Consider the following 11,526-nt stretch of genomic DNA (forward strand, 5'->3'; position numbering starts at 1 on the left):
CCCCGTCCGCGTGCGGATGGCGCCGTCCCCGACGGGTTCACCCCACGTCGGCCTGGCGCGCACGGCGCTCTACAACTGGGCCTTCGCACGCCACCACGGCGGCACCTTCGTCTTCCGCATCGAGGACACCGACGCCGCACGCAACACCCAGGAGTCCTACGACGGGCTGTTCGAGGTGATGCGCTGGCTCGGCCTCGACTGGGACGAGGGTCCCGACGTGGGCGGCCCGCATGCGCCGTACCGCCAGAGCGAGCGGTCCGACATCTATGCCGATGCTCTGGCCCGGCTCAAGGAGTCGTCGCGCACCTACGACTGCTACTGCACCAACGAGGAGGTCGAGGCGCGCCGCAAGGCCTCCGGCTCCAAGATCATGGGGTACGACGGCCACTGCCGCGACCTCAGCGACGAGCAGGTCGCCGCCTTCGTGGCCGAGGGCCGCCAGCCGGTGGTGCGCTTCCGGATGCGCGACGGCGAGATCACCTTCGACGACCTCGTTCGCGGCGAGATCACCTTCCACACCGACCACGTGCCCGACTTCGCGCTGGCGCGCGCCAACGGTGACCCGTTGTACACGCTGGTCAACCCGGTCGACGACGCGCTGATGGAGATCACCCACGTGCTGCGCGGCGAGGACCTGCTCTCCAGCACCCCACGCCAGATCGCGCTCTACGCCGCCCTCGAGGAGATCGGCATCGCGAAGAGCACGCCGCGGTTCGGCCACCTGCCCTACGTCATGGGCGAGGGCAACAAGAAGCTCTCCAAGCGCGACCCCGAGGCCCACCTGCTCGGCTACCGCGATGCCGGCTTCCTGCCCGAGGGACTGCTCAACTACCTCGCCCTGCTCGGCTGGGCGATCGCCGAGGACCGCGACGTGTTCACCCTCGAGGAGATGGTGACCGCGTTCGACATCGGGCGGGTCAACCCCAACCCGGCGCGCTTCGACCTGAAGAAGGCCGAGGCGATCAACGCGGCCCACATGCGGATGCTCAGCCTCGAGGAGATGACCGAGCGGGTCACGCCGTACCTCCAGCAGGCGGGCGTGCTTGATGACCCGGTCACGCCCGATGAGCGCGAGCTGCTGACGCGTGCGATGCCGCTCATCCACGAGCGCATCAACAAGCTCACCGAGGCAGCGCCGATGCTCGGCTTCCTGTTCGCCGACCAGGTGGAGTACGACGAGGCCGACGTCGCGAAGGTGCTCGACGACGAGGGTCTGAAGGTCGTCGCCGCGGCCCGCGAGGCGCTCGGTGCGCTCGCCGACTGGACTACGGAGAACATCGACGAGGCGCTGCGTGCGGCGCTGGTCGAGGGACTTGGACTCAAGCCGCGCAACGCGTTCGGTCCGGTGCGGGTGGCGGTCACCGGCCGCAAGGTGTCGCCCCCGCTGTTCGAGTCGCTCGAGCTGCTCGGGCCGGAGAAGTCGCTGGCCAGGCTCGACGCGGCACCCGGTGTGGCCGGACGGTCCTGATGTCCTACCCGTCGTACCCGCCGCAGCCCTACTCGTCGTACCCCCAGCAGCCGCAGCAGCCGTCCGGGGTCGACTCCCGGCGGTGGGCGCACCCGCACCCGGAGCCACGGCTCTACCCGCAGATGCTGCGCACCTGGGACTACGTGTGGTGGAAGCCGCTGGTCGGCGCGCTGCTGATGGCGGTCGGTGGCCTTTTGCTGATGCCTCTGCTGCTGATGCCGGTGCTGGTCGTCGGAGTCGTGCTCCAGGGCGGGTCCGGCTCGTTCGCCGACCGGTTCGCGAGCGCGGCGAGCCTCGACTCGGTGACACCGGCGTCGATGCTCTACCTCAACCTCTCGCTGGCCTCGCTCACCCTCGTCGCCTGGTTCCTGGTGCGGTTCCTGCACCGGCTGCGACCGCGCTGGCTGTCCTCGGTCCTCCCGGGCATGCGCTGGAAGTTCTTCTTCGCCTGCCTGGGGCTGTCCGTCATCGCCCTGGTCGCGTCGCTCATCGTCGGTGCGCTGCTGCCGCACGACGCCAACGACCTCTCCGGCACCCCGCACCTGCCGACCGGTCAGCTGCTCGCCACGGCGATCGTGATCCTGTTCACGACACCGCTGCAGGCCATCGGGGAGGAGTACGGCTTCCGCGGCTACCTGATGCAGGCCTTCGGGTCCTTCTTCGACGGCGTGGCCGCGGGCATGAACATCTCGCGGCGTACGGCGCAGATCGCCGCCTGCACCCTCGCGCTGCTGCTCACCTCGGGACTGTTCGCGCTGGCCCACGGCGTACAGAACTTCCCGCTGTTCTTCGACCGCTTCGCCTTCGGGATGATCGCCGGCCTGATCGTGATCCTGGTCGGCGGCCTCGAGGCCGGCATCGCGCTGCACATCCTCAACAACCTGCTCGCCTTCGGTGTCGCGGTCGCCCTCAACCAGCTCGACAGCACGCTCAACGTCTCCGAGGCGTCCTGGTGGCAGCTGCCCCTGACGATCACGCAGAACGGCGTCTTCCTCGTCCTCGTGCTGTTCGTCGCCCGCCGGATGGGGCTGCGCAACAGGACCGCTCCGCCCGCCGCGCAGACCGCGTAGGTCACACCACCTCGATTGGTGGCTGCCAGCGCGTTTGTGTATCTTTGACCCTCGGTCCGCCCGGAAGCCCACAGGCTCTCCGGATGGGCCGATCCCATGGGGTATGGGGTAATTGGCAGCCCGACTGGTTCTGGTCCAGTTAGTCTAGGTTCGAGTCCTAGTACCCCAGCGAGTACGACGATTTGGCTCCCGTGTTCTGCGAACGTTAGAGTCGCGTCCGCTCTGTGCATCACGAACAGGCATCACCAACCAGGCCCCCGTTGTGTAGTGGCCTAGCACGCCGCCCTCTCAAGGCGGTAGCGCGGGTTCGAATCCCGTCGGGGGTACTCACGTCTCTCAGGTCCAGCCGTTCAGGCTGGGCCTGTTTGCATGTCGGGGCGGCAGGGCCTGACGGTTTAGCCGGGCGCCCGGCCACACGCTCAGTGGAGGGGTGAAATTGCCACCCTCCACTCACAGTTCAGCCGGGCGCCCGGCCGAACCGTGGCCCCCACCCCGAAACGGTGGCGTCCGATTCCCGCTAGAAACTGTCACCCCCGGAGACCAGACTGGGGGCATGGAACTCGACCAGGACGTCTGCTACCGGGCGGTGAAGGGGCGCGACCGGCGCTTCGACGGGGTGTTCTACACGGCCGTCCGCACCACCGGGATCTACTGCCGGCCGTCCTGCCCGGCGATCACCCCCAAGCGGGGCAACGTGACGTTCCACCGCACGGCTGCGGCGGCCCAGGCGGCCGGCTACCGCGCCTGTCGACGGTGCCTGCCCGACGCCACGCCGGGCTCCCCGGACTGGGACGTGGCCGCCGACGTCGCTTCCCGGGCGATGCGGCTGGTGGCCGACGGCGTGGTGGAGCGCGAGGGGGTCGACGGGCTGGCCCGGGCGCTCGGCTACTCCACCCGTCAGCTCAACCGCGTCGTCACCCAGCAGTACGGCGCCGGCCCGCTCGCCCTGGCCCGGTCCCGACGGGCCCAGACCGCCCGCGTCCTGATCGAGACGACCGACCTCACCTTCGCCGACGTGGCCTTCGCGGCCGGGTTCCGCAGCGTCCGCCAGTTCAACGACACCATCCGCGAGGTGTACGCCGCCAGCCCGACGGACCTGCGCAGCAAGGCGGCCAAGCGCCGCCGGCTCGGCATCTCGGGCACCATCCACACCCGGATCGCCGTGCGCGAGCCGTTCGCGGCCGACGCCCTGCACCACTTCCTCGCGGTGCACGTGGTCGCCGGCGTCGAGGCCTTCGGGCCCGGCTGGTTCGAGCGCGCGCTGCGCCTACCCCACGGCCCGGGCGTGGTCCGCGTCGAGCTGGGGGACCGCCAGCCCGGCTACGTCGCGTGCCGGTTCACCCTGGCCGACGCGCGTGACCTCGCTCCCGCCACCGAGCGCACCCGCCGGCTGCTCGACGCCGATGCCGACCCGGTCACGGTCGACCAGGCACTGGCCGAGGATGCCTCGCTCGCGCCGCTGGTCGAGGACCTCCCGGGGCTGCGCGTCCCGGGTCACCTCGACGGTGCCGACCTCGCCGTGCAGACCGTGCTCGGCCAGCAGGTCTCGGTCGCTGCCGCCCGGACAGCGGCCGCCAGGCTGGTGCGGGAGCACGGCGACCCGCTCGACCTCGAGGGGGACCACGAGGTGACCCGGCTGTTCCCGACGCCCACGACGCTGGCGAAGCTCGATCCCGAGACGTTGCCGATGCCGCGGTCGCGTGGTCGTGCTCTCGTCGGCCTGGCCGCTGCCATCGAGCGGGGCGACGTACGCCTCGACCGCAGCGGCGACCGGGCCGAGACGCGCGAGGCGATGCTGGCCCTGCCGTGGATCGGCCCCTGGACGGCTGACTACGTGTTGATGCGGGCGCTCGGTGACCCCGACGTCTTCCTGCCCACCGACCTGGGCGTGCGCCACGCGGCCGCCGCCCTGGACCTCGACGACCCGGCCGGACGCAGCGAGACGTGGCGCCCCTGGCGCTCCTACGCGTTGATGCGCCTCTGGTCGGTGGTGCTCGCCGACCTGAGCCCGCCCGGTGCGGGCTCGACCCAAACCCTCGAGAACGGAGACATACAGTGACGACGACTGCTCAGGAGACGACGACCATGTGGACGGTGACCGACTCGCCGATCGGACCGTTGCGGATCGTGGCGCGCGACGGCGCCATCACCGCCATCGAGTTCAGCCCGTTCCGACCCCCCGACACCGGGCAGCCCCTCGGCTTCCAGCAGGACGACGACCCGCTCCTGCGTCGCGCCGTCGACCAGCTGGCGGCGTACTTCGCCGGCGACCTCACCGAGTTCGACCTGCCGCTCGCCCCGCGCGGCAGCACGTTCCAGCAGGCGGTGTGGGAGCAGCTGCTCACGATCGGGTACGGCGACACGGCGTCGTACGGCGAGATCGCGCACCGGCTCGGCAAGACCAACGCCGCCTCCCGCGCCGTCGGGCTCGCCAACGGACGCAACCCGATCCCGATCGTGATCCCGTGCCACCGGGTGATCGGCGCCAACGGCACCCTGACCGGCTACGCCGGAGGCCTCGAGCGCAAGCAGCAGCTCCTCGAGCTGGAGCAGGACGCCCTCTTCTGAGGCGGCGTGGCCCGCCTGAAAGGGTGGGGCCATGCCACCAGCGGATGAGCCAGCCAGCGACGACGAGTCCACCGGAACCGTCCTGCTGGCCGGCTCCGCCAACCTGGCCATCGCCGTGGCCAAGCTGGTCGGCGGCCTGATCTCGGGCTCGACCGCGATGCTCGCGGAGGCGGCGCACTCCTTCGCCGACACCCTCAACCAGGTCTTCCTGCTCGCCGCGCTGAAGCGCAGCCGGAAGCCGGCCGACGTGCAGCACCCGTTCGGCTACGGCATGGAGCGCTACTTCTGGTCGCTGATCGCAGCCGTCGGGATCTTCGTGCTGGGTGCCGGCTACTCGATCTTCGAGGGCATCCACGCGGTGCTGAAGCCGGAGGAGCTGGGCAGTCTCACGGTGTCCTACGTCGTGCTCGGCTTCAGCTTCCTGTTCGAGGGCACCTCCTGGCTCAAGGCCGTGCGCCAGCTCAGCCGTGAGGCCGACGAGAAGGGGCGGTCCTTCTTCGAGCACCTCAGGATCACGCCCGACCCGACGGCGAAGACGGTCGCCTTCGAGGACACCGCGGCCCTGATCGGGATCGTGCTGGCGGCCGGTGGCATCACGCTGCACCACCTCACCGGGCAGGGCTTCTGGGACGGCCTGGCCTCGATCGCGATCGGGCTGCTCCTCGTCGTCGTGGCCTACTCCCTCGGACAGCAGAACAAGCGCGCCCTGATCGGGGAGGCGCTGCCGGAGGCGGACCAGGAGGCCATCCGCCGCACCATCATCGAGTCGCCGGGCATCGACAGCCTGGTGGAGCTGCTGACGATGCGGATGTCGCCCGAGCAGGTGATCGTCGCGGCCCGCGTGGACCTGGACGACGACGCCACCGTCGACGAGCTCGAGCAGTCGGCCGAGGAGGTGGAGCGACGGGTCCGCGAGGAGCACCCCGAGGTCCGCCACGTCTTCCTCGATCCCACCGACGACCCGGACGAGGCCGGGCGCAAGGCCTGAGGGCTCAGGGGGCGAGCGTCGACTCGCGGTAGCTCGCGAGCAGGGCCTGCGCCTTCGCCTCGTCACGGTCCGCGAGCGGCACCAGCAGTTCGGCCACCACGTCGGTCAGCTCGGCGACGCGGCGGTTGAGCCGACGGTTCTCGTGCACCGCCGAGCCGAGGTCGCGCACCCACAGGGGGATCGCTCCCACCTTGCGGAGGAAGTCCTTGCGGCTCTTCACGCTCATCTGTCTCTCCTCGTGGGCTGGGCCGGTCTGGGGGTCGGAGTCGACGTCGGGGTCCCAGCGGACCTCCAACCGGGCGACATGCGGGTCTAGCTGGTCGAAGAAGTCGAGCCCGGGCCCGGTCTCGCGATGCACGACGCGACCACCGGCGGCGGTGATCTCGCAGACCAGCCGGCGCGTGCTCACCCTGCGGACCAGACCTCGTGGTGACGGCCGGCGCAGGCCGGGTCGCGTCGCGGCGTACTCCAGGAACAGGGAGCCACCGCGCCGCAGTGCCATCGAGGAGAGCCGCCACAGGTTGGCACGGGCGTCGGTGTCGAGGCAGCCGACGAGTCCGCGGGCGTAGAGGTACGGCGGCTCCGGCTCGCGAGCGAGCTCGGCACCGGCCAGCAGGGCCGCACGGAGGTCGTTGAAGGCCAGCACGCGCGCCTCGGGGTTCGGATCGCCCCTGCGTCGCAGCCGTTGCCGGGTCAGGCGCAGCGCGGCGCCCGAGTAGTCGAACCCCACCACCCGGTGGCCGCGGGCGTGGAACCAGGCCGAGTCGCGGCCCGACCCGGAGCCGAGGTCGGCGACCAGGGACGAGGTGTCCATCCGGGGCTCGACCCATTCAGCGAACGAGGACCGTTTGCGCGGGATGCTGCCACGCTGGTGGCGGTAGGTCTCGTTCCAGGTGATGACGTGGGTGCGGACTCCGCGCATCCAGCCCTCGATCCGTCGCGTCCCGGTCCACGGGTCGACCGGGCTGAACGCCGGATCGGGGATGCGCCAGTCGGCGCCGTAGAGGAACTCCAGGACCGCCTCGGGGTCGGCCGGGGCGGCCAGCTCGACGCCCTCCAGCATCACGCTGGACGCCGGGGTCAGCGCCGCGCGGTCGAGCTGCCCGCTCCGGCCTCCCAGCTGGTAGAAGGTCCCCTCGACGTGGAAGGCGCCGAAGACGTCGATGTGCACCACCCGGCCATCGGGCAGCGGCAGGAAGAGCTTGAGGTCGGCACCGGACATCCGGACCACCTTCCAGCCCAGTCCACGCAGCTCTCGTTCCATCCGGAACGACTCGCGCACGACGTCGGCGGGGTGCGTCCACCGGCTCAGGTAGGCCAGGTCGGCATCGGAGTCGTGTCCGATCATGTGGCCGTCGCGGACGGCGCCGAGCAGGCAGCCGTAGCTGACGTGGGCATCGATGCCGACGCGGTCGCGGAGGTCGGCGATGGCGCGGGCGGTGCCTTCGGCGATGTGGCGGCGTACGTCGTCGCCGGTCTCGGAGAACACGCGGGTGAGGTGCCCGGCCTTGTCGACGGCGAGAGGGTGCCCGTGGTCGTCCCGGAACGACAGCGCAGCGGTGTTGCCGCGGAAGGCGACCGGACCGTCGAAGTGCACCTGGGCGCCGCCGACGTCGCTGAGCCGGACGGAGGTGGTGCCGTCGAGCAGGTCGCGCATCACCGCCGGCCACGCCACCCGCCAGCCGCTGCGGCCCCTGGTCCCGTCCCGTCGGGGGGAGAAGGACCAGACGTAGAGACCGTCGAAGGTCACCACCACAGGCTCGACCACCGACGCCGCCACCACGACGTGCTCGTCGGTGACGGCCGCCGAGGCGGGGGTGGTGAGTGCGGACATGCGGTCTCCGAACCGGGCTCGGCGATTAAGTCGATCAAAAGACTACACTTAATCGCCTTGCTGTGTTCCGGTCACGGTACGACGGGGCGTGCCTCGTCCTGCGCTACGAGCGTGCGTGTCCTGCGCGTGGGCAGGACACCTGCCTACTCGGCGGCGGCCCGGCGCAGCGACTCGGAGAGCCGCTCGGCAGCTGCCAGCACCGCCGGGGCGTGCATCCGGCCGGGCTGGCGCGAGAGTCGCTCCAACGGACCGGACACCGACACCGCCGCGATGATCTTGCCGCTGGGGGAGCGCACGGGGGCGGACACCGAGGCCACGCCCTGCTCGCGCTCGCCCACCGACTGCGCCCAGCCACGACGACGGATGCCGGCGAGGGCGGTGGCGGAGTAGGCGGCGTTCTGCAGGCCGCGGTGCATGCGCTCCGGGTCCTCCCAGGCGAGCAGCACCTGGGCGGCGGAGCCGGCGCGCATGGTCAGCTGCGAGCCGATCGGGATGGTGTCGCGCAGGCCGCTGGGTCGCTCGGCGGCTGCGACGCAGACGCGGAACTCGCCCTGGCGGCGCCACAGCTGGGCGGACTCGCCCGTGATGTCGCGCAGCCGTGCGAGCACCGGGCCGGCGGTGGCCAGGAGCCGGTCCTCGCCCGCGGCGGCCGAGAGCTCGGCCAGGCGGGGGCCCAGCACGAAGCGGCCCTGCATGTCGCGGGCGACGAGGCGGTGGTGCTCGAGAGCGACCGCCAGGCGATGTGCGGTGGGTCGGGCAAGGCCCGTACCGGCGACGAGTCCGGCCAGGGTTGCCGGTCCTGACTCGAGCGCTGCGAGCACGAGGGCGGCCTTGTCCAGGACGCCTACTCCAGATGAGTTGTCCATATTTTAATACTGCCGTCTCGGAGAGTGGGATGCAAAGTAGGGTGGTCTCACGCCCCGCTGCTTGGGGCGTTCAGTATGTGAAACGACGCGGGAAGGAAATGGATATGGGTAGAACGCTTTCGGAAAAAGTCTGGGACGAACACGTCGTCCGCAGCGCCGAGGGTGAGCCCGATCTCCTGTTCATCGATCTCCACCTCATCCACGAGGTCACCTCACCCCAGGCGTTCGACGGTCTGCGGCTCAGCGGGCGGTCCGTACGCCGCCCCGACCTCACCCTGGCGACCGAGGACCACAACGTGCCCACGCTCGACTGGGACAAGCCCATCGCCGACCCCGTCTCGAAGACCCAGGTCGACACGCTGCGTCGCAACGCCGAGGAGTTCGGCGTCCGGCTGCACCCCCTCGGTGACATCGAGCAGGGCATCGTGCACATCATCGGCCCCCAGCTCGGCCTGACCCAGCCCGGCATGACGATCGTGTGCGGCGACTCCCACACCTCCACCCACGGTGCCTTCGGCGCGATCGCGTTCGGTATCGGCACCTCCGAGGTCGAGCACGTGCTCGCCACCCAGACGCTCTCGCAGGCCCGTCCCAAGACGATGGCCGTCACCATCAACGGCAGCCTGCCCGAGGGCGTCACCGCGAAGGACATGGTCCTCGCGCTGATCACGCACACCGGCACCGGTGGCGGCCAGGGCTACATCGTCGAGTACCGCGGCCAGGCCATCGAGGAGCTCTCCATGGAGGGCCGCATGACGGTCTGCAACATGAGCATCGAGTGGGGTGCCAAGGCCGGCCTGATCGCACCCGACCAGACCACCTTCGACTACATCGAGGGTCGGGCCGAGGCGCCTACGGGTGCCGACTGGGACGCCGCCGTCGAGCACTGGAAGTCCCTGGCCACCGACGACGACGCGGTCTTCGACCGCGAGATCGTGCTCGACGCCAGCACGATGACGCCGTTCGTCACCTGGGGAACCAACCCCGGGCAGGGCATCCCGCTGGGCGGTGCCGTGCCCGACCCGGCGCAGTTCGAGGACCCTGACGACAGGATCGGTGCCGAGAAGGCGCTGGAGTACATGGCCCTCGAGGCCGGCACCCCGATGCGCGAGGTGAAGGTCGACACCGTGTTCGTCGGCTCGTGCACCAACGGCCGCATCGAGGACCTCCGACTCGCCGCCGAGATCCTCAAGGGTCGCAGCGTCGACCAGGACACCCGGTTGCTCGTCGTACCCGGTTCGGTGCGGGTGCGGATGCAGGCGGAGGACGAAGGCCTCGACGTCGTCTTCAAGGAGGCCGGCGGCGAGTGGCGCGGCGCCGGGTGCTCCATGTGTCTGGGCATGAACCCCGACCAGCTGACACCGGGCGAGCGCAGTGCGTCGACGTCCAACCGCAACTTCGAAGGACGTCAGGGCAAGGGCGGACGGACCCACCTCGTGTCCGTGCCGGTCGCGGCTGCCACGGCTGTCCGCGGCACCCTGTCCTCGCCCGCCGACCTCGAACCGCTGGAGGCCTGAGCCATGGAGAAGTTCACCACCCACACCGGTGTCGGTGTACCGCTGCGACGCAGCAACGTCGACACCGACCAGATCATCCCGGCCGTCTACCTCAAGCGCGTCACGCGCACGGGTTTCGAGGACGGTCTGTTCGCTGCCTGGCGAAACGATCCGGGCTTCGTGCTGAACCGGAGCGAGTACGCCGCCGGCTCGGTGCTCGTCGCCGGCCCGGACTTCGGAACCGGCTCGTCACGGGAGCACGCAGTGTGGGCTCTGCAGAACTACGGCTTCAGGGCCGTGATCAGTGCCCGCTTCGGGGACATCTTCCGCGGCAACTCCGGCAAGGCCGGACTCGTCGCCGCGCAGGTCGACCAGAAGGTCGTGCAGCGGTTGTGGGACCACCTCGAGTCCAACCCCGGCAGCACCGTGACGGTCGACCTCGAAGCGAGAATCGTCAAGGCAGGCGAGGGAATCGGCGCGATCGAGGACTCCTTCGACATCGACGACTACACCCGTTGGCGACTGCTCGAAGGACTCGACGACATCGGCATCACGCTGTCCCACGAGGACGACATCGTGGCCTACGAATCGCTTCGCCCGTCGTGGAAACCGGCCACGATTCACTGACCAAACGCGTCGATTTCGTCAACGGGCAAAGCGAAACCTTTCCAACAACTGAAGCGACACGCACCGTTTCCATTGTGGTACCTGTCACTTTTCCCTAGCGTGCGTAGGGCAATTAGTCGAGCAAGGCGCTCGGCCGACGTTCACGAAAGGGAAGCTTGTGAACAAGAGTCAGTTGATCGACACCCTGGCGGCTCGCTTTGAAGGCAACCGCAAGGCGGCCGCTCATGCGCTTGATTCGGTGCTCGACACCATCACCCGCGAGGTCGCGAAGGGCGAGAAGGTCGCCATCACCGGATTCGGTTCGTTCGAGAAGAAGGTGCGCGACGCCCGTTGGGTGCGCAACCCCTCGACCGGACAGCGGATCAAGGCCAAGAAGAAGGCGGTCCCGAACTTCAAGGCCGGCGCACAGCTGAAGGACGTCGTGTCCGGGGCGAAGAAACTGCCGGCCGTCACCCTTGCCGCGGTCGAGAAGGCCACGCCCTCTGCAGCCAAGCCGGCTGTGGCCCGTACGGCCGCTGCTGCCAAGAAGGCAGCGGGTGCCGCCACCACCAAGAAGACCTCGGCAGCCAAGAAGTCGACGGCGAAGAAGGCGTCGACGGCCAAGAAGGC

10 protein-coding genes and 2 tRNA genes are annotated in these 11,526 nt (G+C 69.9%); 10 read left to right on the forward strand and 2 right to left on the reverse strand.

Going from position 1 to position 11,526, the window contains the following annotated elements; translation table 11 throughout:
- The first annotated feature begins 16 nt into the window (after positions 1–16).
- The 7 genes from gltX to H976_RS0122435 all read left to right on the forward strand — a co-directional run bounded on the left by gltX (position 17) and on the right by H976_RS0122435 (position 6,094).
- Complete coding sequence (gene gltX / locus H976_RS0122405) at positions 17–1,468, forward strand: glutamate--tRNA ligase (protein ID WP_051277439.1); 1,452 nt, start codon at positions 17–19, stop codon at positions 1,466–1,468.
- Positions 1,468–2,538: a CPBP family intramembrane glutamic endopeptidase gene (locus H976_RS28100; protein WP_051277354.1), complete on the forward strand. Its 1,071-nt coding sequence runs from the start codon at positions 1,468–1,470 to the stop codon at positions 2,536–2,538. Before gltX ends, H976_RS28100 begins: the two co-directional genes overlap by 1 nt.
- Positions 2,539–2,635: 97 nt before the next feature.
- A tRNA-Gln gene (locus H976_RS0122415) sits at positions 2,636–2,707 on the forward strand.
- Positions 2,708–2,791: 84 nt separating this feature from the next.
- Positions 2,792–2,864 (forward strand) — tRNA-Glu (locus tag H976_RS0122420).
- A 227-nt stretch (positions 2,865–3,091) separates the two neighbouring features.
- Positions 3,092–4,597 (forward strand): DNA-3-methyladenine glycosylase 2 family protein, encoded by a 1,506-nt coding sequence (locus tag H976_RS28105; RefSeq protein ID WP_051277355.1) that lies wholly within the window; start codon positions 3,092–3,094, stop codon positions 4,595–4,597.
- A 26-nt stretch (positions 4,598–4,623) separates the two neighbouring features.
- Positions 4,624–5,106, forward strand: coding sequence for a methylated-DNA--[protein]-cysteine S-methyltransferase (locus H976_RS0122430; protein ID WP_027863342.1), 483 nt, complete (start codon positions 4,624–4,626; stop codon positions 5,104–5,106).
- 31 nt (positions 5,107–5,137) lie between these two features.
- Positions 5,138–6,094, forward strand: coding sequence for a cation diffusion facilitator family transporter (locus H976_RS0122435; protein WP_027863343.1), 957 nt, complete (start codon positions 5,138–5,140; stop codon positions 6,092–6,094).
- Between the two features lie 4 nt (positions 6,095–6,098).
- Here H976_RS0122435 and H976_RS30825 read toward each other — a convergent pair whose 3' ends face one another.
- A complete protein-coding gene (locus H976_RS30825; protein ID WP_051277357.1) occupies positions 6,099–7,928 on the reverse strand; it encodes a DUF6752 domain-containing protein in 1,830 nt (609 codons plus the stop codon).
- Between the two features lie 143 nt (positions 7,929–8,071).
- Positions 8,072–8,794, reverse strand: a complete 723-nt coding sequence (locus H976_RS0122450) for an IclR family transcriptional regulator (protein WP_027863344.1) — start codon at positions 8,792–8,794, stop codon at positions 8,072–8,074.
- Positions 8,795–8,898: 104 nt separating this feature from the next.
- On the opposite strand from H976_RS0122450, the gene leuC reads away from it, so the two are divergent.
- The 3 genes from leuC to H976_RS30830 all read left to right on the forward strand — a co-directional run.
- Positions 8,899–10,311 carry a 3-isopropylmalate dehydratase large subunit gene (gene leuC / locus H976_RS0122455; protein ID WP_027863345.1) on the forward strand — a complete coding sequence of 471 codons (1,413 nt, stop codon included), beginning with the start codon at positions 8,899–8,901 and terminating at the stop codon, positions 10,309–10,311.
- 3 nt (positions 10,312–10,314) lie between these two features.
- The gene (gene leuD / locus H976_RS0122460) at positions 10,315–10,917 is read left to right on the forward strand and encodes a 3-isopropylmalate dehydratase small subunit (RefSeq protein ID WP_027863346.1); all 603 of its coding nucleotides are present in this window, start codon (positions 10,315–10,317) and stop codon (positions 10,915–10,917) included.
- 172 nt (positions 10,918–11,089) lie between these two features.
- On the forward strand, positions 11,090–11,526 hold a 437-nt coding region (locus H976_RS30830; protein WP_231389022.1), incomplete at its 3' end, for an HU family DNA-binding protein.

Origin of the sequence: Marmoricola sp. URHB0036 (genome assembly GCF_000426045.1) — a bacterium.
Lineage (GTDB): Bacteria > Actinomycetota > Actinomycetes > Propionibacteriales > Nocardioidaceae > Marmoricola.